General features: G+C 75.2%; 21 protein-coding genes. 13 read left to right on the top strand and 8 right to left on the bottom strand.

Annotated features, from left to right (window positions below):
- Positions 1-257: 257 nt before the first annotated feature.
- Positions 258-770 carry a universal stress protein gene (locus tag ABZ495_RS22305; RefSeq protein WP_329491209.1) on the top strand — a complete coding sequence of 171 codons (513 nt, stop codon included), beginning with the start codon at positions 258-260 and terminating at the stop codon, positions 768-770.
- 100 nt (positions 771-870) lie between these two features.
- Here the strand turns inward: ABZ495_RS22305 and ABZ495_RS22300 are convergent, their stop codons facing one another.
- Positions 871-1,146, bottom strand: coding sequence for a chaplin family protein (locus ABZ495_RS22300; protein WP_329491210.1), 276 nt, complete (start codon positions 1,144-1,146; stop codon positions 871-873).
- Between the two features lie 334 nt (positions 1,147-1,480).
- Here ABZ495_RS22300 and ABZ495_RS22295 point away from each other — a divergent pair, with 334 nt between their 5' ends.
- From ABZ495_RS22295 to yidD, 9 genes are all read left to right on the top strand, one after another.
- Positions 1,481-1,768, top strand: coding sequence for a hypothetical protein (locus ABZ495_RS22295; RefSeq protein ID WP_352290892.1), 288 nt, complete (start codon positions 1,481-1,483; stop codon positions 1,766-1,768).
- A 213-nt stretch (positions 1,769-1,981) separates the two neighbouring features.
- A complete protein-coding gene (locus ABZ495_RS22290; RefSeq protein ID WP_359837668.1) occupies positions 1,982-3,415 on the top strand; it encodes a PLP-dependent aminotransferase family protein in 1,434 nt (477 codons plus the stop codon).
- A gap of 204 nt (positions 3,416-3,619) precedes the next feature.
- On the top strand, positions 3,620-4,129 hold the full coding sequence (locus tag ABZ495_RS22285; RefSeq protein WP_359837665.1) for a hypothetical protein: 510 nt from the start codon (positions 3,620-3,622) through the stop codon (positions 4,127-4,129).
- A 130-nt stretch (positions 4,130-4,259) separates the two neighbouring features.
- Positions 4,260-5,156, top strand: a complete 897-nt coding sequence (locus tag ABZ495_RS22280; RefSeq protein ID WP_359837663.1) for a YwqG family protein — start codon at positions 4,260-4,262, stop codon at positions 5,154-5,156.
- A gap of 137 nt (positions 5,157-5,293) precedes the next feature.
- Positions 5,294-6,259 carry a hypothetical protein gene (locus tag ABZ495_RS22275; RefSeq protein ID WP_359812032.1) on the top strand — a complete coding sequence of 322 codons (966 nt, stop codon included), beginning with the start codon at positions 5,294-5,296 and terminating at the stop codon, positions 6,257-6,259.
- Between the two features lie 429 nt (positions 6,260-6,688).
- Positions 6,689-8,098, top strand: coding sequence for a family 2B encapsulin nanocompartment shell protein (locus ABZ495_RS22270; protein ID WP_352290942.1), 1,410 nt, complete (start codon positions 6,689-6,691; stop codon positions 8,096-8,098).
- A gap of 254 nt (positions 8,099-8,352) precedes the next feature.
- Positions 8,353-9,183 carry a hypothetical protein gene (locus ABZ495_RS22265; protein ID WP_359837660.1) on the top strand — a complete coding sequence of 277 codons (831 nt, stop codon included), beginning with the start codon at positions 8,353-8,355 and terminating at the stop codon, positions 9,181-9,183.
- A gap of 118 nt (positions 9,184-9,301) precedes the next feature.
- Positions 9,302-10,072 carry a hypothetical protein gene (locus ABZ495_RS22260; protein WP_359812038.1) on the top strand — a complete coding sequence of 257 codons (771 nt, stop codon included), beginning with the start codon at positions 9,302-9,304 and terminating at the stop codon, positions 10,070-10,072.
- Between the two features lie 86 nt (positions 10,073-10,158).
- The gene (gene yidD / locus ABZ495_RS22255; RefSeq protein WP_329491218.1) at positions 10,159-10,695 is read left to right on the top strand and encodes a membrane protein insertion efficiency factor YidD; all 537 of its coding nucleotides are present in this window, start codon (positions 10,159-10,161) and stop codon (positions 10,693-10,695) included.
- A 75-nt stretch (positions 10,696-10,770) separates the two neighbouring features.
- Here yidD and ABZ495_RS22250 read toward each other — a convergent pair whose 3' ends face one another.
- Positions 10,771-13,134 carry a glycosyl hydrolase family 18 protein gene (locus ABZ495_RS22250; protein WP_359837657.1) on the bottom strand — a complete coding sequence of 788 codons (2,364 nt, stop codon included), beginning with the start codon at positions 13,132-13,134 and terminating at the stop codon, positions 10,771-10,773.
- Between the two features lie 275 nt (positions 13,135-13,409).
- On the opposite strand from ABZ495_RS22250, the gene ABZ495_RS22245 reads away from it, so the two are divergent.
- The 3 genes from ABZ495_RS22245 (at position 13,410) to ABZ495_RS22235 (ending at position 16,149) form a co-directional block, all read left to right on the top strand.
- Entirely contained in the window at positions 13,410-14,060 is a 651-nt protein-coding gene (locus tag ABZ495_RS22245; protein ID WP_359837654.1) for a class I SAM-dependent methyltransferase, read from the top strand.
- 230 nt (positions 14,061-14,290) lie between these two features.
- On the top strand, positions 14,291-14,875 hold the full coding sequence (locus ABZ495_RS22240; protein WP_329491221.1) for a TerD family protein: 585 nt from the start codon (positions 14,291-14,293) through the stop codon (positions 14,873-14,875).
- A gap of 230 nt (positions 14,876-15,105) precedes the next feature.
- Positions 15,106-16,149, top strand: coding sequence for a DUF5954 family protein (locus ABZ495_RS22235; protein WP_359837652.1), 1,044 nt, complete (start codon positions 15,106-15,108; stop codon positions 16,147-16,149).
- Positions 16,150-16,251: 102 nt separating this feature from the next.
- Here ABZ495_RS22235 and ABZ495_RS22230 read toward each other — a convergent pair whose 3' ends face one another.
- The 6 genes from ABZ495_RS22230 to ABZ495_RS22205 form a co-directional block, all read right to left on the bottom strand.
- On the bottom strand, positions 16,252-17,667 hold the full coding sequence (locus ABZ495_RS22230; protein ID WP_359837649.1) for a lytic murein transglycosylase: 1,416 nt from the start codon (positions 17,665-17,667) through the stop codon (positions 16,252-16,254).
- A gap of 224 nt (positions 17,668-17,891) precedes the next feature.
- Positions 17,892-18,761: an MBL fold metallo-hydrolase gene (locus ABZ495_RS22225; protein ID WP_359837671.1), complete on the bottom strand. Its 870-nt coding sequence runs from the start codon at positions 18,759-18,761 to the stop codon at positions 17,892-17,894.
- Positions 18,762-18,796: 35 nt separating this feature from the next.
- On the bottom strand, positions 18,797-20,206 hold the full coding sequence (pqqE, locus tag ABZ495_RS22220; protein ID WP_359837646.1) for a pyrroloquinoline quinone biosynthesis protein PqqE: 1,410 nt from the start codon (positions 20,204-20,206) through the stop codon (positions 18,797-18,799).
- Positions 20,203-20,952 (bottom strand): pyrroloquinoline quinone biosynthesis protein C, encoded by a 750-nt coding sequence (locus ABZ495_RS22215; RefSeq protein WP_359837644.1) that lies wholly within the window; start codon positions 20,950-20,952, stop codon positions 20,203-20,205. The genes pqqE and ABZ495_RS22215 overlap by 4 nt, the downstream gene beginning before the upstream one ends.
- Positions 20,937-21,104 (bottom strand): pyrroloquinoline quinone precursor peptide PqqA, encoded by a 168-nt coding sequence (gene pqqA, locus ABZ495_RS22210; protein WP_359809974.1) that lies wholly within the window; start codon positions 21,102-21,104, stop codon positions 20,937-20,939. The genes ABZ495_RS22215 and pqqA overlap by 16 nt, the downstream gene beginning before the upstream one ends.
- Positions 21,105-21,382: 278 nt before the next feature.
- Positions 21,383-22,951, bottom strand: a complete 1,569-nt coding sequence (locus tag ABZ495_RS22205; protein WP_359837643.1) for a PQQ-binding-like beta-propeller repeat protein — start codon at positions 22,949-22,951, stop codon at positions 21,383-21,385.
- Positions 22,952-22,955 lie beyond the last annotated feature (4 nt).

The raw sequence follows: 22,955 nt of genomic DNA, 5'->3' as shown, positions 1-22,955 counted from the left end.
CCGGGGGTATGGATCTAGGGATTGGGCTGTTTTGAAGGTGTTTGCCCCGTTTTTCAAGATCGTTTGGGGGGTGGGAGTGGTCCGGGCCACAGGTTTGGGGGTGTGAGGCCGGGCACATCGTCGACGGTGGGTGACGGGGTGTCGGCGGGGGGTGTGGATCGTGGGGGGTGGGGGTCCGGGGTCGGGTGGCGCGCACCACAGCCCTCACCCGACGTGCCCCGTCCGCTCACCCGTCGTGTCCGCCATAGCCTCTGGGCATGAGCAACGAGAGCGATGCAGAGGCCGTCGGCGGCGCCGAGGAGCCGGGGGCGGCGGTCGCGCCCGCCGGGTTCGAGCTGGGGACCGACGGGCCCAAGGTGATCCTGGCGGGGCTGGACGGCTCGGAGTCCTCGTGGCGGGCGACCGCCTACGCGGCCGGTCTCGCCCGGCGGCAGAACGCGACCCTCGCGGTGGCGTACGTCCAGCCCGTCCTCGGGGCGGCCACCGCGCTCGCGGGCGCGGCCGTCGGGGAGACCACGCAGGAGATCGCCGACGAGCTGCTGGCGGCGCTGCGCGAGGCGGAGCGGCGGCTGAGCGACGTCTGGCGGCTGGACTGGCGCTTCCTGACCCTCCGGGGCGACCCGTTCGCGGGCCTCGCGCGGATGGCGGACGAGCTGCGGGCGGACGCCGTGGTGGTCGGCGGCTCCGAGCAGGCCGGGCACCGGGTGATCGGCTCGGTCGCGGTCCGGCTGGTGAAGGCGGGCCGCTGGCCGGTGACCGTGGTGCCGTAAGGGGGAGGGGCGGGGCCGGCGGACGGCGGAGTCGGACGTGCGGAAGGGCTGCGATCCGGGTGGGACCGGACCGCAGCCCTTCCGGCTGTCGGGAGGTCGCTCAGCCGAGGATGCTGACGCCGTTGCCGCAGATGTTGATCGGGATGCTGATCGGGATCTGGATCTGGTTGCCGGAGAGGACCCCCGGTGAACCGGTGACGACGCCGCTGGCGTAGGCACCGCCGGTGTTGACGCAGGTGGTGCCCGAGGACAACTCGGCGGCGGCGGCGCTGTGCCCGACCCCGTCGCAGTCCCCCGCGAAGGCGGGGCCGGTGGATATGACGGCCAGCGCGGCGGTGAGACCGGCGGCGAGCAGGTACTTCCTGGTGTTGGTCATGCCGGTAGGAATAGCCAGCCGACACGCTGAACCGGACACGATCCGACCGGAGTGCCACCCGATCGGCGCTGCGATCCGACTCGGATGCAGGAACCGGGCCGGCCGGCCGTCACCCGAACGGCGGGCATCGGGCGCGAGCACCGCCGGGCCGCCGGTCCGGTCCGGGGCCGGGGCCGGGCGCTGTCCCGGCCCGCGGTCGGGGCCGTGATGGGACGCCGGTCCCGTGCGTCCGGGACGTCCGCCGTCCGATGCTCGATGCGCGGGGCCGGTACGACGGCCCCGGGGCGTACCGCCCGACGACCCGCTACGGCTCACGCCACGCAAGGGAGACCGCATGTTCGCGCACTGGGGTACCTTCACCAAGAACGACACCCTCGGAGACTGTCTCGGCGTGGCCCAGAGCGCGCTGCAGCGCCAGGGCTTCCAGGTCTGGGACCTCGCCGGCGACGGCGACTACCAGGTGATCGGCGGCAACTCCGCCGTGATCGCCCACATCGTCTGCGTCCCGCAGTCCGGGAACATCTGGATCACGGTCAGCGCCTACTCCACCGACTCGGCGCTCGCCGAGCGGACCCGGAACGACGTCCGCACCTACATCGTCAACTCGGTCCGGATCGACTGAGACCGGCCGGTTCCGGCTGGGCCCCGGCTCGAGCCGGTCCGCGGGGCGGTGCCACCCGCCCGCCCTCGGGCCGGTTCGTACCCGGCGATAGGGTTCGGGACCATGACGGACACCCCGGTCGCACACCCCCGGAAGCCCGCCCGCCCGACGGCCGGGCCGAGACCCCGCCCGGCGGCGGCAGCGACGGCTGCGGCACCGGCGACGGCGACGCTCGTGGCCGGCCCGCCCGACGGCCCGGCCGGCAGTGACCTGCACCTCGAACTGCCCGCCACCGGCGGCCGCCGCGCCGCGCTGATGGCCGCCCTGCGCGAGGCGATCCGCAGCGGCCGGCTCGCCCCCGGCACCCGGCTGCCGCCGTACCGCTCGCTCGCCGCCGACCTCGGCATCGCCCGCAACACCGCCGCCGACGCCTACGCCGAGCTGGCCGCCGAGGGCTGGCTGACCGCCCGTCAGGGCTCCGGCACCACCGTCGCCGACCGGGCCGAGCCGGTCGCCGCGACCCGGGCCCGCCGGACCTCCCCGTCGCGCCGGCCCGCCCACGACCTGATCCAGGGCCGCCCCGACGCCTCCGCCTTCCCCCGCGCCGACTGGCTCGCCGCCGGCCGCCGGGCGCTCACCTCCGCGCCCAACGAGGCCTTCGGCCCGGGTGACCCGCAGGGCCGCCGCGAGCTGCGGGTCGCCCTCGCCGACTACCTGGCCCGGGCCCGGGGCGTGCGCACCGACCCCGAGCGGATCGTGGTCTGCTCCGGCGTCGCCCACGCGCTGCGGCTGCTGTTCGACGGCGCGGGCGCGGTGCTGGGCGGCCCCGCCGCCGGGCCGCTGGCCGTCGAGGCCTACGGGCTGGGCTTCCACCGGGCGCTGCTGGCCAGGGCGGGGGTGACGACGCTGCCGCTGCCGCTGGACGAGGACGGCGCGCGGATCGACGCGCTCGCGGAGCACCCGACGGTGCGCACGGCGCTGCTCACCCCGGCCCACCAGTTCCCGACCGGCGGCCCGCTGCACGCCGCCCGGCGCGCGGCGGTGATCGACTGGGCGCGCGGGAGCGGCGCACTGGTACTGGAGGACGACTACGACGGCGAGTTCCGCTACGACCGCCGCCCGGTCGGCGCGGTGCAGGGGCTCGACCCGGAACGGGTGATCTACCTCGGCAGTGTCAGCAAGAGCCTGTCGCCCGCGCTGCGGCTCGGCTGGATGGTGCTGCCCGAGCAGCTGGTGGACCGGGTGCTGGCCGTCAAGGGCGAGCGGGAGGCCTGGGCGAGCGCGCTCGACCAGCTGACGCTCGCGGAGTTCATCGAGTCGGGCGGCTACGACCGGCACGTGCGGCGGATGCGCCGGCGCTACCGGGACCGCCGGGACCACCTGCTGGCCGAACTGGCCGTGCGGGCGCCGCACATCGAGGTGTCCGGGATCGCGGCCGGCCTGCACGCGGTGCTCCGGCTCGCGCCCGGCACCGAGCGGTCCGTGCTCAAGGCGGCGGCCTACCGGGGACTGGCCCTGGACGGGCTGGCGGACTACCGGCACCCGCTGATCGGGCCGGACGCGATGCCCGTGGCGGACGGTCTGGTGGTCGGCTACGCCACGCCGGCCGACCACGCCTACCAGGCGGCCGTCGCCGCGCTCTGCGACGTCCTGCCCGCCCCGCTCTGACCGCACCCTCCGGCCCGCGCCCTCCGGCCCGCACGCTCCGGCCCCGGGTGGATGGTGCAGGCCGGAGGGTAAGGGGAAGGGCCGTGGCGGGAGGTGTCGTGGCGTAGTCAATGGCCCGTCGCGTCCGCTCCGCTGTCATATGCCGGTACGGGCCCGGGCGGAGGCCGGTGCCACGACCGGCGGTGCCGCCTAGGCTCACTGGTCATGCGCAGAACACATGTGAGCCGTCTCGGAATCGCTGCGATCCTGGCCCTCGTCGTCGGTCTGCTCCTCTCGGCCGCTCCCGCCCAGGCGGACACGCCGCTGCTCACGGTCGGCTCCGACCGGGCGACGGCGACCCCGGGCTCCGCGGTCACCCTGACGTTGACGCTGACCAACCCGCACGACACCCCCGTGCGGTTCGTCTACCAGTCCGTCCAGCCGACCTACCAGACCGGCCAGGTCCCCGGTCTGGCGTACGCCTTCTCGTCCTGCGGCGGGGCGGTCAGCGCGTGCGACACCGGCGGCACCAGCGGCCTGGTCCACCACACCGTGCCCGTCGCGGCGGGGGCCTCCACCACCGTGACGCTGACCTACGACATCGCGGCCGGCTCGGCCTGCGGCGCCGGCACGCGGATCGACTTCTACACGTACCTCTACTACGAGTACCAGTCCGGCGCGGCCTCCGACTCCGGCATCTTCGACATCCCCGGCAACGAGGTCGTCTGCTCCTGACCCCGGCCGGTCCGGCCCGCTCGCGCGGGCACCCGTCCCACAGTCCCCCGTCAGGTGCCGGCCGCCCCCGTACCGGCACCTGACGGGCCTTTCGCGTGCGCTGTCGGACCCTCGTGACAGGCTTGCGCGCATGGCCGAACCGCTGACCGACGCGACCGACCGCGCCGCCGCGAGCGCGCCCGCGGGCCTCCCCGCGCGCATGACCGCAGCCGCGAGCCCGACCGCCGGGGCGGCCGGCCCCCCGGGCCGGTCCGCCGCCCACCAGGGGGAGCCGGGTCCACGCGGGCTGCCCGTCCCGCCCGGTGTCGCCGAGGCGATCCGGGCCCGGGCCGACGAGCGGACGGCTCCGCTGGTCCACGGCCTGATGCGGCCCTCGCTGGCGCTCGCCGCCGGGGGCGACGGTCCGTCGGCCGGGGTGCTCGGCGGGCTGCCCGCCCTGCCGGCCGGCACCGGGTGGCCGGAGTTCGCCGGGCGTCCGATGCAGCTGCTGGCCCAGCTCGACTGCGCCGGCCTGGCGGAGGCCTTCCGCACCACCGGCCGGGGCGGTGACTGGCCGCTGCCGACCGCCGGGCTGCTCCTCTTCTTCCACGACGAGTGGCTCTCCGACTTCACCGGCCGTGGCTGCCGGGTCCTGCACGTGCCCGCGGGCGCACCGCCCGGACCGGCCCCGGCCGACGGCCCGGGCACCCCCGCCGTCCCGGCCGTCGAGGTCCGGGCCGAGTGGCGGCTCTCCGCGCCCTCCTACCAGGACCGCGAGCTGGAGAACGTCTTCCCCGACGACTTCATGATCGCCCTCGACCTCGCCGCCGACTTCCGCGACCACCTCGCCGCCCCCGGTGTGCGGGTGCTCGGCTGGTGCGACACCGACACCGGCCGCCCGGCGGGGCACCGGCCGCTGCTGCAGATCGGGAGCCGCGCCCTCGCGGTGGACTGGGGCGAGTGCGTCAACGTGTCGTTCTGGATCACCGACGAGGACTTGGCGGCGGGCCGCTTCGACCGCGTCCGGCACGGCTTCGAGGTCGCCTGAGCGGGCCCGCCACCGCTGCCCGGGCGGGGCCGCCCGGCCGCCACTAGGCTGCTGGAAGAGGTGGGGGTACCCGCCCGCGACCGCCGGTCCGCCCGGCCGAGCGGTCGGACCCCGATCGCCGAGCCGGTGGGAGGGACGTGGCAGCAGAGGGATCGGCGACATTCGACGCGGCGGCGCCCGACGGCCCGGAGCCCCCGGTCGGCGAGCTGCTGCGCTCGGTCCGGGCCCACCCCTCACTGCTGCCCGAGACCCTCGCCGTCTTCGCCGTCCGCCACCGCGGCCCCCGGGCCGCCCGCCGGGTCGCCGCGCTGCGGGCGGCCCACCCGGAGGCGACGCCGCAGGAGCTGGCCGGACTGGCGGTGACGCACGCCCGGCGGGTGAGTCAGAGCGAGGGCGCCTTCGTCGGCGGGCCGTTCATGGTGCTCATCCCCTTCGCGTTCTGCACCGCGCTGCTGGCCCAGGCCCAGCTGTTCCTCGAACTCGCCGCCCTGGCCGGGAGGGACCCGGCCGCCCGGCCCCGGGCCGCCGAGATCCTGGTGCTCCAGGGCGCCTACCCCGATGTCGCGGCCGCCGGGCGCGCCCTGGACACCGCGCCCCGGCCCTCGGGCGGGCGGCGGCGCGGGCTCTGGTCGCTGCTCCGGCGGATGGCCCGGCTGCTCGGGCTGACCAGTGAGGGGGCCGATCCGCCGCCCTCCCGCTGGCGGACGGCCGGCGGCTGGCTGCTGGTCCTGCTGGTCTTCCTGATCGGGCTGGTCGCGCCGCTGGTCTGGCTGCCCTACATGGGCTTCTCCTACGCCCGGGCGACCGACCGGGTCGGCGGCCGGGCCGTCGACTTCTACTTCGGCGGTGACGTCGCCGGGGCCGCGCTGCGGCGGCGCCGTCGTCGCAGCGACCCGGCGACCGTCGCGGCCACCATCAGGGCGGGGATCTCGCTGGTCCTACCGGTGGGAGCGGTGATCATGCTGCTGCTCGCCGACATCCGGGTCGCGGGCAGCCGGTGGCCGCTGATGTCGATCATCCTGCTCGTGCTGTCCGTCCTGGTCGGCGAGGTCTGGTACCGCCGCCACCGGCGCCACCGGCGGGCCGCGGCGCAGGACGGGTGACGGTTCGCCGCCGGGGCGTCCGACGGGCCGCCACCCGGCGCTTGGCCAGGTGTTCGACGAGCGAACACCTGTGCCATCCGCTCGTGCGCCGCCCGGCGGCCCGCGGGCCCGCACGTCGCTCCGTTCGGGTGGAGGGGATCGTTCCGGTGGGCGGGCGATTCGCATGCACAGCAAGTCCGGGGTCGGTGGGAGGAACGCACGGGATTCCAACCGCCAGGCGCATCAGATTCACCCTATCGGGGGGTGCTTTGGGGCCGTACGGCTTTGGCCGGGCGCGGGTGATCTAGGGTTCCCGGTGGGTCGCCCCGAGTGGGCGGACACCATCGCGCTCTCTCGCCAACACCCCTTCCCGTACGCGTATCTGATGATCCGTCCCCGGACTCCGGGGCGGGTCGGCGTGACCTTGACCAGATGAAGGAGACCCTGCCGATGCCGGTGGACACGAACCCGGAGACGCAGCAGGTACCGCAGCAGTCGAGCCTGACGACGGCCGCTGCCCGCAACCTCGCCACCACCACCAAGTCCGCACCGCAGATGCAGGAGATCACCTCCCGCTGGCTGCTCAAGGTGCTCCCCTGGGTCCAGGCCGCCGGTGGCGCCTACCGGGTGAACCGCCGGCTCACCTACACCGTCGGCGACGGCCGGGTGGAGTTCATCAAGACCGGCTCGGAGGTCCGGGTCATCCCCCGTGAGCTCGGGGAGCTCGCCCTGCTGCGCGGCTTCGACGACGACGGGGTGCTGACGGCCCTCGCCGACCGCTGCGAGCAGCGCGACTTCGGCCCCGGCGAGGTGCTGGCCGAGCGGGGCACCGAGGCGGACCGCATCTACCTGATCGCCCACGGCAAGATCAACCAGATCGGCACCGGCAAGTACGGCGACGAGACGGTGGTCGGCGTGCTCGGCGACGGCGACCGCTTCGGCGAGCACGCCGTGCTCGACCCGGACGCCGTCTGGGAGTTCACCGCCACCACGGTGACCGCCGGCACCGTGCTCTCGCTGCCGAGGCGCGAGTTCCAGGCCATCCGGGACGGCTCGCCCGCGCTCCAGCGGCACCTGGAGGAGTTCCTGGCCCTGCCGCTCCAGCGCCAGAACGAGCGCGGTGAGGCCGAGATCGCCATGTCGGCGGGCCACCACGGCGAGTACGAGCTGCCCGGCGCCTTCGTGGACTACGAGCTGAAGCCGCGCGAGTACGAGCTGAGCGTCGCCCAGACGGTGCTGAAGGTGCACAGCCGGGTCGCCGACCTCTACAACCAGCCGATGAACCAGACCGAGCACCAGCTCCGGCTGACCATCGAGGCGCTGCGCGAGCGCCAGGAGTACGAGCTGGTCAACAACCCGGAGTTCGGCCTGCTCAACAACGCCGACTTCTCGCAGCGGATCCAGACCCACTCGGGCCCGCCCACCCCGGACGACCTCGACGAGCTGCTGAGCCGCCGCCGCGACCCCGACTACCTGCTCGCCCACCCGCGCGCGATCGCGGCGATCGGCCGCGAGCTGAACTCCCGCGGGCTCTACCCCCACCATGTCGACCTCGGCGGGCAGCAGGTGCCGGCCTGGCGCGGGGTACCGATCCTGCCGTGCAGCAAGATCCCGATCACCAAGGAGAACACCAGCTCGATCCTGGTGATCCGGACGGGCGAGGACAACCAGGGCGTCATCGGCCTGCACCAGACCGGCATCCCGGACGAGTACCAGCCGAGCCTCTCGGTGCGCTTCATGGGCATCAGCGAGAAGGCGATCATCTCGTACCTGGTCAGCGCCTACTACTCGGCCGCGATCCTGGTGCCGGACGCGGTCGGCGTCCTGGAGAACGTCGAGATCGCGCACGGTCGCCACTGAACAACGGCCCGATCGGGCGCGGGCGGGCCGTAACCGGCCCGCCGCAAGATCGTTTCACCTGACGTCGGACGGCCCGCCCCTCAAAGGCGGGCCGTCCGATGTCGCCCCTCCCGGCGCCGACCGGGTTCCAGGACGGGGCCGACTCCCGACGAGGACAACTCCCGACGAACGCGGACCTCCTGACGATGCGAGAGATACATGGAGCGCCTGGCGCAGCCCCGGCGGGCACGGCGGATACCGGTGGACGGGCCGTCGTGACCGCAGACCTGATCGTCGTGAGCAAGGGCGCTTCCGGGCGCCGGGCCCGGCTGGCCGGCGCGGCGGCCGGGGTGGCCGCCCTCTGCGCGCTGCTGAGCGGCGCGGCCGGTGCCGCCCGGACCCCCGAGCACCACGGCGGGGGCGACCCGCACGGGCCGGTCGTCGAGACCTGTGTCTCCACCGGCACGGACGTCTCGGTGTCGGTCGGCCGAGGTGGCGTGGGCGTCGATGTCGATGTCGACGTGGAGGTGGGCCTCTCGGTCGACCTCTCCGGAGTGCTGCACCACCCCGGTCCGCACCCGAAGCCCAGTCACCCGCCCTGGCACCACCACCACCCGTGCCCGAGCCCCACCCCGACGCCCAAGCCGAGTCCGACGCCGACACCCACTCCGACGCCGACTCCCACCCCCACCCCGACGCCGATCCACCCGCCGACGCCGGAGCCGAAGCCCACCCCGACGCCGACCCCCGCGCCGGTGCCGCCGCCCGCCCCGACGCCGAGGCCCACCCCGCCGCCCGCGTCGACCAGGCCCGTGCCGAAGCCCACGCCGAAGCCGACCGCGGCACCGGTCGTGCCACCGGCCCCCGCGCCCGAGCCGCCCTCGCCGACCGCCACGCCGAGCCCGGCGGTCGTCGAGGCGAAGCCGCGGCCCGTGGTCAAGCCCGTCCGGGTGCCGCTGGCGGCCCCGCCGGTGCCCGCTCCGGAGCGCCACCACGGCAGCTCGCCGACCCGGACGATGCTGCTCGTCACCGTGCCCGCCGTGCTCGCCGCGGCGGCCCTGCGCCCGCGCGGCCGGTCCGGCCGGGGCGGCTCCGGCCGCTCCTGAGGCGCCCGGCCCCCGAGGCGGCCCGACCCGGCCGGCCGCCTTCGACCGCCCGGTCGTCGGGTGAACGGGTGACGGCCGGGCCCGATACAGAGAACCCGAGCTGAAGAAGGGAGTTCCCATGTCCGAGTGGTTGGCGCTGGCCATCGCCATGTCGGCGGCCTGCGCCGTCGTGGTGGCGGTGGTGCTGCTGAGGCACCGCAGGGTCAGTCAGGAGGAGGACACCGACGAGACGCCCGACGTCATCGAGTACATGACGATGATGATCGGCGTGGTCTACGCGATCGTGCTCGGCCTGGCCATCGCCGGCGTCTGGGAGGCGCGCGGCGCCGCCCAGGACGACGTGGCGCGCGAGGCGCAGTCGCTGCACGAGGTGAGCGAGCGCGCCCAGATCTACCCGGTCGAGTTCCGCGACAAGGTCCGCGCCGATGTGGACGCCTACGTCTCCTACGTGGTCGACACCGAGTGGACGTACATGCGCGAGCACGGCGAGATCTCCGAGCGCGGCACCGAGTTACTCGACAAGCTCCGCACGGACGTCGCCACCCGCACGCCGGCCAGCGATCTGGAGGCCCAGGCCTACCAGCCGATCATGGACCGGATCAGCACCGTCGACGACGCCCGCAGCGCCCGCGGCCAGAACGCCGGGCCGACCATGCCGGGCGTGGTCTGGTTCGGCCTGATCGTCGGAGCCGTGGTGACCGTCGGCATGGTGTTCGCGCTGCAGATCCGGCGCTCGCCGCGGGAGTTGCTGCTGGCAGGGGCGTTCAGCGCGCTGATCGCCTTCCTGCTCTTCCTGATCTGGGACTTCGACGATCCGTTCGGCCGGAGCGTCTCGGTGACCACGCAGACGTTCACCGACCTGTTCCCGACCCTGGGCGGTGGCGACTGAGCGTCACGCGGACCGGCGTTCCTTCGATAATCTGATCCGGCCGTCGGGGGTCGGTCCCGTCGGGCGCATCGAGAGGATCGTCAGTCGTGACCTACCCGCCGCCCCAGCAGGGCGCGCCCTACCCGCCCCGACGCCCCCAGGTCGCCTGGTGGTGGCTGCCCGAGAAGGAGCGCCGCCGGCGCCGCAAGCAGCGCGAGGAGTGGCGGGCGTACCAGCGGCGGAAGGGCAAGAAGAACGACAACGACTGCTCGGACGCCTGCGACTGCTGCGACCTCGGGGACCCGTGCCTGATCGCGCTCGTCCCGGTGATGATGGCCGCGGGCCTGCGGTTCGCCCTCGGTGGCGGCCGCGGACGGCGCGGCGCGGCCGCCGATCCGTCGGCGCCCGCCCCGGCCGGCTTCGCGGCGGGCGTGCTGTACGGGGCGGTGCGGTACTACCGGAGCGAGATCAGCCCCCGGCGACCGGCCTGCTGCCCGTACACGCCCTCCTGTTCGACCTATGCCGTCCAGGCGCTGCACCGGCACGGCGCCGTGCGCGGGGCGCGGCTGACCGCCGGCCGGCTGCTCCGCTGCCGCCCGGGCACGGCGCGCCGCGGCGGGGCGGACCCGGTGCCGGGGCGGTAGGGCCCGTCGCGAGGAGCGGTGACGCAGGGGCCGCGCGGATCACGGTGATCCGCGCGGCCCCTGCCCGGTGGTGCGTCAGCGCAGGCTGCTGTCGATCGCGTTCAGCAGGGTGCCGGAGGCGTCGTCGTTCTCCAGGGAGAAGGCGAACATCCCGGCCAGGCCCTTGCTCTTGGCGTACGCCCCGCGGGCCTGGATGGCCTGCGGGGTGTCACCCGTCCAGAAGTTGGTCCCGTCGTAGACCCAGGAGGTCTCCGTCACCGGGTCCCAGTGGGTGTTCGCCGCGCTGGCGTTGAGCTCCTTCCAGGCGGCCAGGCCGGCCTCGGCGCTCAGCGGCTTGGCCGGGGTCGGACCGGTCGCGCTCTGGTACAGGCCGTAGTTCGAGCCGGCCGGCACGCCCGTCCAGCCGCGCCAGTAGAACGGGATGCCCAGCACCAGCTTGTTGGTCGGGAAGCCGCCCGCGATGCCGTACTCCGGCAGGCCGGTGGTGTACGCGGCGAGGGTGGTGTCCACGTTGTACTTGCGGGTGCCGGGAGTGATCGGCGTGGTCGGGTCGGCCGGGCTGTCGTGCAGCGGGTCCTGGTGGTTGGTCGGGCCCTTGGCGTCCCAGGCGCCGTGCATGTCGTAGGTCATGACGTCGGCGTAGTCCAGGTAGGCGCCGATCTTGTCGGTCTCCAGCTGCGCGATCTTGTCCTGGCCGCTGGGCAGCGCGGCGGTCAGCAGGAACCGCTTGCCCTGGGCGTTGCCGAGGGCGTCCAGCTGGGTGCGGAACTCCTTCAGCAGCAGGGTGAAGTTCTGCTTGTCGGCGGCGGAGTAGTGGTTGCCGGTGTGGCCGCCGGCCGAGCCCGGGTACTCCCAGTCGAGGTCCACGCCGTCGAAGAGTCCGGCCGCCGAGGCCTGGCCGCCCGAGGCGTCACCGGCCACGCCGGTCGGCAGGTTGCCCTTGAGGAACATGTCCACGCAGGAGGAGACGAAGGCCTTGCGGGAGGCGTCCGTCGCGGCCGCGTCCGAGAAGTACTTGGAGTACGTCCAGCCGCCGATCGAGATGGTGAACCGCAGGTTCGGGTACTTGGCCTTCAGCTGGCGCAGCTGGTTGAAGTTGCCCTTGAGCGGCTGCTCCCAGGTGTCGCTGCTGCCGTCGACGCTGGCCGCGCCGTTGTAGTCGGCCTGGTAGTCGGCGTAAGCGTCCCCGGCGCCGTCCCCGGCGTTGGGGTTGGACTCGTTGGCCGAGTCGGAGGCCTTCACGGCCTGGAAGCAGGTGTGCGTGGTCGGGTGGATGTTGGCGAAGGCGTAGGTGATCACGTCCAGCTTGCCCGCCGCGCCGCTGGTGTCCACGTTCTTCGCGTGGTACGCGTTCTCGTAGACGCCCCACTGGTCGAAGTAGGCCGAGCGGAACGGGCTCGCGGCCGGGGCGGGCGCGGTGGTGGTGCCCACCGGCGCGGACTGCGCGGAGGCGTGGCTGCCCGAGTAGCCCTGGACGGTGAACCGGTAGTTGGTGCTCGGCAGGAGCGAGCTGACGGCCACCGAGGTGCCCATCGAGGTCGCGACCAGCTGGCTGCCGGAGTAGACCTTGTAGGCCACCGGGCCGTCGCCGCCGGTCAGCGTGGACGGCTGCCAGCTGAGCACCACGGCGTTGCCGGTGACCTTGCCGACGGTGAGCCCGCCGGGCACGGTGACCTTGCCGTCCCCAGCCGGGCCGGTGCCCGTCGCCGTGGCGGTGGCCGTCGCGGTGGGGCTGGTGGTCGCCGTCGGGCTGTTCGAGGCCGTCGGGCTGGTGCTCGCGGTGGGGCTGTTCGAGGCAGTCGGGCTGGTGCTCGCCGTCGGACTGCTGGTCGCGGTCGGGCTGCTGGTCGCCGTGGGGCTGCTCGTCGCGGTCGGGCTGCCGCTGCTGGTCGGCCCGGCCGGGCCGGTCAGGCTGAGGTCGTCCGCCCGGTAGGTGCCGGTGCCGTACCAGCCGTGCGTGAACACCGTCACCGAGGTGGTGGCGGCGCCGGTGGTGAAGGTGCTGCTCAGCTGCGTCCAGCCGGTCGCGCTGGGCGTCCAGGAGGAGGAGTTGACCCCGGTCCCGGTCGCGCCCAGGTAGACGTAGCTGCCCTGGACCCAGCCCGACAGGGTGTACTGGGTGTTGGGCAGCACGGTCACGGTCTGCTGGCACTGCGCGGTGTCGGAGGCCGATGCGGCCCCGCTGAGCGCGTAGCTCCCGCCGTGCACCGGCGTGGTGACGACGGATCCGTTGACGCAGGTCCAGCCGGCCAGCGAGCCGGTCTCCAGACCGGCGTTGGCGAGCAGGTTGACGGGCGCCGCGGAGGCCGTGTTCAGGGAGAGCGCGAGGGCGGCGGTGCCGGTGGTGAGCGTGGCCGCCAGGGCCAGCGCGGTGGCTCGCCGGCGTGGTGCGGCGGCCCGGCGCTCGGCGGGGCGCGCGGGCGTGACTCGGTCGTGCATGCGGTGTCCTCCGGATGAGTGGGGGTTCCGGCGGTGCGGTGGCCCGGGTGGGCCGAAGGGAGCCGAGCCGAGCGCTGTGGGGGCGCGCGGGCGGGGTGACACATGCTTCGGTACGACGCGTCGACACCGTCGGGCCGGGCCCGTACGCATCAACGACATCACAGATTGGACTGGACCAATATTCGCCGTCAAGGGTGTCCGCCCGCTGGACGGTCGGCGGCCCCCGCGCCGGTACGGTGGCGTACGGAGCAGCCCCGCCGAACGGAGGACGAGCCATGGACAGCCAGGACTGGAACGACCGCTACGCCGCGAGCGAGCTGGTCTGGGGCGCCGAGCCCAACCGCTGGGTGGTCGGCGAGCTGACCGGCCGCACTCCCGGCCGCGCCCTGGACGTCGCGGCCGGCGAGGGGCGCAACAGCATCTGGCTCGCCCGGCAGGGCTGGCGGGTGACCGGCCTCGACTTCTCCGCCGTCGCCCTGGAGCGCGCCGAGCGGCTCACCGCGGACCTGCCCGACGAGGTCGCCGACCGGCTCACCTGGCGCCACGACGACGCCCGCGGCTTCCCGCTCCCGGCCGAGGGCTACGACCTGGTGCTGGTCGCCTACCTCCAGCTCCCCGCCGCCGACCGTCGTACCGCGCTGCGCCGGGCCGCCGCCGCGCTCGCCCCCGGCGCCACCCTGCTGGTGGTCGGCCACGACAGCAGCAATCTCACCGAAGGGGTCGGCGGCCCGCAGGACCCGCGCGTCCTCTTCACCCCGGACGACGTGCTCGCCGACCTCTCCGACGCCGGGCTGCGGACCGTCCGCGCCGAGCGGGTGCTCCGCCCGGTGGCCGCGGAGGCCGGACACCGCGACGGGGCTACCGGCGGGCGCGCTGCCGCGGTCGACGCCCTGGTGCGGCTGGAGCGGCCGCTGCAGCGGCCGTAGCGGGGGGTCCGTCGGCGTCGCCGGGCGCCGCGGGCGGGACCGGCGCCGGAGCCCGCGTGCGGAATTGCGGCCGGGGGCCGGTGGGTCGTCGCGAATCCCTCCGTGTCCGGATGATGTGGTGTTGATCGTAGGAGCGGGGTACGGGGATTCCCAGGACCGACCCTGCGCACCCGGGAATCTCTACAGTGCTGTAGATTCAGGACGCAGGGCGGAGCAACGAGGAGGACGCGATGAGCGTTTCGCTGGCCAAGGGGCAGAAGCTGAGCCTGGAGAAGCCGGGCGGGGGGCAGCTGGGCGTGGTGCGGATGGGCCTCGGCTGGCGGGCCGCCCAGCGGAAGGGGTTCTTCGCCAAGCTGTTGGCCTCGCAGGAGATCGACCTGGACGCCTCGGCGGTGCTGTTCGCCGCCGGCAAGCCGGTGGACGTGGTCTTCTTCCAGCACCTCACCAGCAACGACGGTTCGGTGCGGCACAGCGGGGACAACCTGACCGGCGGCGCCGGCGACGCCACCGACGACGAGTCGATCACGGTGGACCTCACCAGGGTGCCGAGCGAGGTCGACCAGATCCTGTTCACCGTCAACTCCTTCACCGGGCAGACCTTCCAGGAGGTCGAGAACGCCTTCTGCCGGCTGGTCGACGAGCAGACCGGCGCCGAGCTGGCCCGGTACACGCTCACCGGCGGCGGCCCGTACACCGCCCAGATCATGGCCAAGGTGCAGCGCACGGCCGGTGGTTGGCAGATGGCCGCGATCGGCCAGCCGGCCAGCGGGCGGACCTTCCAGGACCTGATGCCGGAGCTGGCCAAGCACCTCTGACGGTGCGCCGCGGGCCCGCCCGCGCCGCGCCGCCCGCGACCGGCCCTCCGGCCGGTCCGTCGACCGGCGGCGCGGGGGCCGTCCGATCTCCCCCCGGACGGGCCCCGCGCCCGCTGTCCCCGTCCCGCGCGGTCGCGCGGACGGCCCTCCGGTCCGCCGCCGTTGCCCGGTCGGGTGCACTTCCCCGATATCCCTGCGGCCCACTCACCGCGTCCGCTAACACTGGCCGCATGGACGATGACGCTGCGCAGCTGCCGGGGCACCTCACCATCCGGGTCGCGCACACCGACGACCCGGTCGCGGCCGTGGCCGGTCTGGAGGCGTGGGCCTCCCGGGAGCGGTATCCGAGCCTGATGATGATGGCGCCCGCCTTCGGCAGTCTGGAGCGCACCCCCGAGGGGACCTGGCGGATCCTCGGCTACCGCGCGACCACCCCGCAGATGGCCCGCGACGACCTCGGCCACCAGTTCCGATGCTGGGCGCAGGCCGAGCGCGGCGCCCGGTTCGCCGCCACCTGGGACATCACCGACGAGGAGCGGGCCGCCTACACGGCGGCGTACCGGCGGATGGAGTGGGAGGCGCTCGACGAGATCACCGTCGCCGGGCGGGAGTACCGGATCTTCCGGGCCGAACAGGTGCTGCGCTCGGGCCCCGAGGGCATCGAACCGCCGCGCCCCACCGACCCGGACCCGGCCGCCGTCGGCCAGGCCTACCGGCTGCCGTCCCGGGTCGACGGCTTCGTCGTCGACCCCGGTGCCGACGTCACCCTGGTCGACGGGATCCTGCGGCTGGACATGATGACGCTGGTGCCGGCCGGCCGGGGCATCCCCGAGAACGTCCGCGCCGACGCCCGGCACGCCTCCAGCCGCTACCCCAAGGTGTTCGTGCTCCCGGTGCACTGCGCCGTCGCCGAGTACGAGGACGGCCACTGGGGCCCGATGACCGGGGCCTACGAGACGCCGCAGGCCGCCCGCGACAGCCTCGCCGCCTACCTGCGCGACTTCGCCCCGCGGCTGCTGCCGGACCTCGGCGAGGACGAGCGCGCCCGGTACGCCGCCGCCGCCGACCGGCTGGACGCCGAGCGCGGACACGAACTCCGGGCGGCCGACCGGCGGTTCCGGCTGGTGCGGGTCGAGCCGGTGCTCCGTCTCGGCCCCGACGGGCCCGAACGGCCGCGGCCCTCCGACTGGGACCCGGACCTCCCGGTCAAGGCCCAGGAGGAGCAGGACCGGGCGGCCGGCCGCTACCCGGACGACGAGGACGACGAGGACTGAACGGCCGCCGGCCCGGTGCGCCCGCTGATCGGGGCGCCCGGGCCGGGGTCACGCGTGCTCCATGCGTGTTCCGTGCGTGCTCGGTTCGTACTCGGCGCGTGGTCAGTGCGCCGAGGGCGAGGGGGAGGCCGACGGGGAGGCGGCGGCCGAGGCCGAGCCACTCGGGGTGGCGGTGGCCGACGGGGTGCCGGTCGGGGTGCCGGTCGGCGTCGGGCAGCCGGGCGCCGGGGGCGTCGCGGTGGCGGTGGCCGACGGGGTGGCCGTCGGGCTCGCGCCGTCGGTGGGCGTCGCCGTCGCCGTGGGGGTGGCACAGGTGGTGGGCGTGGCGGTGGGGGTGGCGGTCGGTGTCCCGGTGGGGGTGGCCGTCGGGGTGGTGCTGGGCGTACCGGTCGGCGAGGTGCTCGGCGTACCGGTCGGGGTGGCACTGGGCGTGGCACTCGGCGTGGCGCTCGGGCTCGGGCCGGCCGAGGGCGAGGCCGACGCGGTGGGCGTGGGCGCCCCCGTCGGCGTCCCGCTCGGGCCACCGGTCGGCGTGCCGGTCGACGGCGCCGGGGATGCCGGGGGCGTGGGCGTCGTGGGGCCGGTCGCCGGTGCGGGCACGGTCGGCGACGGTGACGGCGCGGTCAGCGCGCCGGCCGGGGCGGGCCGGTCCGGTGTCGTGGTCGCCGTCCCGCTGCCGAAGTGCGCCATCCAGTTCTTGACGGTCCGCAGGTACTCGCCCGAGTTGTTGTAGCCGAGGACCGCCCGGTCCAGCTGGGCCGGATTGCCGAGGTCGCGGCCGCCCGCGCAGAGGTAGCGGCCGGCCGACTCGGCGGCGTCGAAGACGTTGTTGGGGTCCGCCTGGCCGTCACCGTTGGCGTCGACCCCCCAGTAGGCCCAGGTGGAGGGGATGAACTGCATCGGTCCGACGGCCCGGTCCCAGAGCCGGTCGCCGTCGTAGCGGCCACCGTCGGTGTCGGAGATCGCGGCGAAGCCGTTGCCGTTGAGCGCCGGGCCGAGGATCGGCCGGTACGTCGTCCCAGCGGCGTCCACCCCGCCCCGGTTGGCCTGGCCGGACTCGACCTCGCCGATCGCGGCCAGCAGCTGCCACGGCAGGTGACAGCCGGGCGAGCGGACGGCCAGCGCGGCCTCGGCCTTGCGGTAGGCGGCGAAGACCGTCGCCGGCAGGGCGGGCCCGGTCCGGAACGGTCCGGCGGACGGGTCGCCCGGCAGGGTCGTGGGCGGCTGCGGCAGCGGGACGGCGCCCCCGCCGTCGACCGGCACGGTCGGCCCGCCGGCGGGCGACGGCAGTTCGGAGCCGGGCAGCGTGGTGCCGGGAGCGGTGGCGACCACGGAGGTGGTCGGGTCGATCACGGGCGGCACCGGCTCTGCGGCCGCGACACCGGAGAGGCCGAGTCCCGTCACCTGAGAGCCGGTCAGGGCCGCGAGCGCGGTGAACGCGGCGGCCGTCCCGGTCACCCGCTTGCCCAGCCGTATCCGGCGCCCCGTCTGTCGTCCGCTGTCGACCCGTGCCTTCATGCCGTGCCCTCCCCGTCACCGTCCGGACCCCGGGGGAACGGACGGGCTGTCACCATCGTGCCTGCCAGTGCATGACAGTTCGTGTTACCGGAATGATTAGTATCACGATGATCTGACCGGACCCGGGTGAGCAGCGGCTGTCCCGGGCCCCACCGTCCGGTGAACGGGCAGGTGGCGAGGGTGCGCCCGGCGGTACCCGGCGGGCCGGGGAGCGGCGCCGGGGCTCAGAACTCGACGAGCTGACCGTCCTCGGCGACGGCCGCGCCCGCCGCCGCCAGGGCCGGTGCGAGGGCGGCGGCGCCGGGGGAGCCCGGGTGGGCCAGCGGGTTGGTGTTGTTGAGGTGGGTGTAGAGGTAGCGCGGGCCGCGGTGGCGGCCCAGGTGGGCCAGCGAGTCCCGGACCGCCAGGTGGCCCATGCCGCGGGAGGAACGCGAGCCGCCGGTGCGCTCGGCGAGTTCGTCGTCGGTGGCGAAGGTGCCGTCGAGGATCACCACGGCCGCACCGGCCACCGCCCGGTCGAGCTCCGGCGTCCAGGCGGCCAGTCCGGGCGCGTACACCGCGCTCGACCGGCTCCCGGCGGCGGTGAAGCGGTAGCCGGTCACCCAGTCCGCCCGGCCGTCCCAGGCCTCGCCGGGCAGGTCGGCGGCGTACCGCGGCCGCTTTCCGCCCAGCGCCAGCGGCTCGGCGCGCAGCCCGCCGGCCAGGTCGAAGGCGGTGCCCGGCGCGACGGACTGCCAGCGGGCCTTGGTGTAGGGCGCGAGCAGCGGGCCGACCGGGAAGGCGCCGTGCAGCGCGGCACGGACCGGTTCGGTGGCGTGCACGCTCAGCCCGGCGGCCTCCCGCAGGGTCAACAGGCCGAGCGTGTGGTCGAGCTCGCCGCTGGTGAGCAGGACGCCGCGCAGCGGGGTGTCCCGGGTGCCGGCGGCCGGCGCCAGCTCCGGGGCGGCCAGCAGCTGGCTCCGCAGGTCGGGCGAGGCGTTGACCAGGTACCAGGCGACGCCGTCCGCGCTGACCGCCAGGCAGTCCTGGCTGCGGGCGGCGCCGGTGCGGCGGGCGGTGGAGCAGCCCTCGCAGCCGCAGTTCCACTGGGGCAGTCCGCCGCCGGCGGCCGTGCCCAGGATCCGGATCTTCAGCGCGTCCTCCGGGGCACGGGGGCCGGGGTGGCCGCCGGGACCGGCCCGGTGACCAGGTGGTGGTCGGGGGAGAGGCGGCAGGCCGGGTCGGTGGCGCCGGCGTCCCCGGTGAACTGGAAGGCCTGGCAGCGGCAGCCGCCGTGGTCGACCTCGCGCAGCGCGCAGCCGCGACAGGGCTCCGGCATCCAGTCGGTGCCCCGGTACCGGTTGAACAGGGGCGAGTCGTGCCAGATCGCGGCGAGCCCGTCGGTCGCCGCGTTCGGCAGCGCCGGACCGGGCAGCTGCGCGGCGGCCAGGCAGGGCAGCACGTCACCGGTGGGCGCGACCACCAGCTGCCGGCGGCCCCAGCCGTCCATGCAGGGCTTCACGGCGCCGCCGTGGTGGTCGGCCGCGACGTGCACGATCTCGATCCGCCCGCCGTGGCGCTCCCGGGCGGCGGCCACGTCCAGCTCGGCCTGGCGGACCTGGGCCTCGCTCGGCGCCAGGTGCGCCCGGTTCTGCCAGGCCCAGCCGTAGAACTGGGTGTGCGCCAGCTCGACCCGGTCGGCGCCGAGCGCCACGGCCAGGTCGGCGAGGGCGCCGAGCCGGGCCAGATTGCCCCGGTGCAGCACGGCGTTGACGGTCAGCGCCAGCCCGGCGCCGGTCAGCAGCGCCGCCGCGGCGAGCTTGCGCTCGTGCGCGGCGAGGCCGGCCACGGCGTCCGCTCGGCGCAGGTCGGCGTCCTGGAGGGAGAGCTGGACGTGGTCCAGGCCCGCCCCGGCGAGCGCGGTGGCACGCGGCTCGTCCAGCGGGAGCCCGCTGGTGACCAGGTTGGTGTAGAGGCCCAGGTCGTGCGCGTGGGCGACGATCCGGGCGAGGTCGCGGCGGAGCAGCGGCTCGCCGCCGGTGAGGTGGACCTGGAGGACGCCGAGCCCGCGGGCCTGGTCGAGCACGCGCAGCCACTGGTCGGTGTCCAGTTCGTCCCGGTAGCGGGCGAGTTCGACCGGGTTGGCGCAGTAGGTGCACTGGAGCGGGCAGCGGTAGGTGAGTTCGGCGATCAGGCCGAACGGCGCCGGCGCCCGGACGGCGGCGCCCGGCAGGCCGGTGGCCGGGTACGGCAGTGCGGGTGCGCCGGAGCCGTCCAGGGTGAGCAGCCGGCGCTCGGCGAGGTCGGCGAGCAGCTCGCGGACCTGCCCGTCGTCCACCCCGTCGTACTCGGCGGCGAGCCCGGCGGTGATCAGGGCGGTGTCGCGCCGGCCGTCGCAGTGGCGCAGTACGGCGGCCGCGGTGTCGTTGAGCAGCAGGACGCCCTCGGGGTAGAGCAGGGCGGCCCGGTCGCGGACCGGGTCGTGCACCAGCCGCACCCCGCGCCGCAGGCCGGGCACCTGGGCGGCGGGGGTGGCCTGGGCGGCCTGGGCGGTCGTCATCGGTCGGCCCCGTAGTCGACGGCGTCCAGCATGGCCCGCAGCACCTCGCACTTGAAGGCCAGGGCGTCGAGGGCGGCCTGCTGCTGGTGGGCGGTGACGCAGTGGTCCAGCACGAGCTCCAGGGTGCGGGCGCTGTCCTTGCGGGCGGTGGGGATGCGGTGCTCGAAGTAGGCGTACCCCGCCGGGTCGATCCAGTCGTAGTGGGTGCGCCAGGCGGTCACCCGCTGGGCCATGTGGTCGGGCGAGAACATCTCGGTGAGGGCCGCCGCGACGCCCTCCGTCCACGCTCTGGTCTGGCAGAAGTGCAGATAGCCGTCGACGGCGAAGCGGACCCCGCGGGTGACGTGCCGTTCGTCGGTGACCTCCGCGCGGTCCAGGCCGACCGCCTCGGCGAGGACCAGCCAGTCGGCGAGGCCGCCCTCGGCGGGTGCGGTGGCGTCCGGTGCGCCCCCGGCCGGTGCGCCGCGCTCGGGCCCGGGTAGGGGCGCGGCCGGTCCGTCCTGGTAGGCGAGCCGCTCGGCCCAGGTCCGGCGGACCTCCGGGAGCGGGCAGTTGGCGATGATCGCGGCGTTCTTGCGGGTCAGGCAGAGCTGGTAGTACCAGCGGTTGGCGACCCAGCGCCGCAACTCCGGTGGCGTGCAGCCACCGGAGTGCAGGCGCAGATGGAACGGGTGGCTGTCCCAGTAGCGCTCCCGTAGGTCGTACAGCCTGGCCGCGAACCGCTCGCGGGTCAGCGGCTGAGCCACTGGGCGGCCCGTCCGGCGTAGGCGGTGACCTCGGCGCCGGTGCGGTGGCACTCGACCGCCGGTGCGGACCAGGCGGGCTTCGGGGCGGCGTCGGCCGGGCGCTCGGGCGGTGCGGCGGCGGGGGTGGGCAGCGGAGCGGCGGTGCGGTTCATCGGGATTCCTCCTCGGGAGAGGGCGGGTGGGAGGAGCGCACGCGCGCGGTGGGCCGCGCGGCCCCGTGGGTCAGGACGCTACGAGCCGCCGGGCCCGGCCGCCGGTCCAACCCGCGCGATGTGCGGACAATCGCGCTCGAACGGGTGACGGGCCGGGGTCGGGGGTTCGACCGGCCACCGGGCGGTCGGGCCGGAGCGCTGTCGGGAGGCGGCGCGGTCGGGAGGGCGCGGTCGGGCCGGAGCGGCATCCGGGGGCGGCGCGCCGGATTGGAACCGTGTCAGGCGGCGGCGCGGCCGAAGGCGACCAGGTGGCCGTCCTTGGTGCCCACGAACACCCGCCCGCCGTCCGTGGCGGGCACGGCGAACCTGCTCACCGTGCCGAGCGCGAAGCTGCGGCGCAGCTTGAGCGCGCCGTTGACCGGCAGCGGGTCGTACACCCGCAGCTCGCCGTTCTGGCCGCCCGGACCGCTGCCGGAGTAGACGGTCCAGACGAGCGCCGAACCGGAGGCCGTCCCGTTGGAGGTGACCACGGGGGAGCCGGACGCGTAGCCGAAGCCCTCGGCGCTGGTGCCCGCGCTGGTCAGCTGGGGGTTCCCGGCGCTGTTCACCGAGTACTTGAGCGCGCGCAGCGAGCCGTAGTTCTCGACCAGGTAGACATAGCCGCCGTCCCCGCCCCAGACCCCCGGGTGACCCCAGACGCCCTTGAACGGGCCGGTCGTGCCGACCGCGCCGTCGGTGCCGTTCGGGCCCTGGCCCATGCCGCCCAGCCGGTCACGGTCCAGCAGGAAGATCCGGCCGTCCTTGCCGACCTGCACCAGCAGGTGCGGGTGGGCGGTCGTGCCGAAGCCGGACGGCAGGGCGGCCGGCCCGCCGGAGCCGAGGTCAACGTCGCCGTGGTCCATGTCCCGGTTGTCGGTCGGGCTGAAGAAGTCCTTCGGGGTGAGGCTGCCGTCGGCGTTCACACCCAGCCGCACGACGGATTCGGCGAAGTGGCCCTGCGGCTTGTCGCCGGGGCCCTTCGGCGGGGAGGAGCCCGTGCCCGCGCCGTTGCCGGTGGCGAGGAGGATCCTCCCGGCGCCGTCCGAGACCAGGCCGCCGCCGCTCATCCAGACGCCCGCGTTCTGCGAGGCCGAGCCGGACTGGGTGGACCAGAGCGTCAGCTTGCGGGTCCCGGTGTGGACGCCCGCGACGTGGCCGACGTACGTCCCGACGCCGCAGTCCGAGGCGAAGCCGAAGTAGACCGCCCCGTCCAGCAGCAGAAGCCCGGCGCGCTGCGCCGAGGTGCCCGGGTTGAACGGGACCCCGGGGCTGTTCACCGGCGAGCCCTGGACGGTGACCGGCCAGTCGCCGCGCTCGGCGCCCGAGGCGACGTCCAGCGCGTGCACCGAGAAGTGGGCGCCCCCCTCGGTGGACTTCGCCACCAGGTAGACCGTGCCGGTCGACTTGTCGTACACGGGCGTCGAGGTGATGCCGGTGCCGGGGGAGAGGCAGGCGGTGGACGACGGGACCGGTGTGCCGAGCGCGCGCTGCCACAGGATCCGGCCGTCGGTCGCGCCGATGCCGTAGACGTGGTTCGTCTCGGTGGCGACCACCACGGTCGAACCGGCGACCAGGGGCTGGGCGAGGACGGCGCCGTCGACGGCGGTGGACCAGCGCCGGCCGAAGTCCGAGCCGGAGACCTGCGCCGGGCCCAGGCCCGGCTCGGCCGCGTCCCAGCCGGTGCGCAGGCTGTTCACCGAGACGGTGGGGTTGTCGGCGTGCGCGGGTATCGGGGTAACCAGCGAACCGGCCAGGGCCGGGGCGAGCAGCGCCAGTCCGCCCAGCAGGGCGGTGACGGCGTGTGACACCGGC

The sequence above is a fragment of the Kitasatospora sp. NPDC005748 genome, from assembly GCF_040630735.1.
GTDB lineage: Bacteria > Actinomycetota > Actinomycetes > Streptomycetales > Streptomycetaceae > Kitasatospora.
This window is presented reverse-complemented; position numbering and strand designations above follow the sequence as displayed.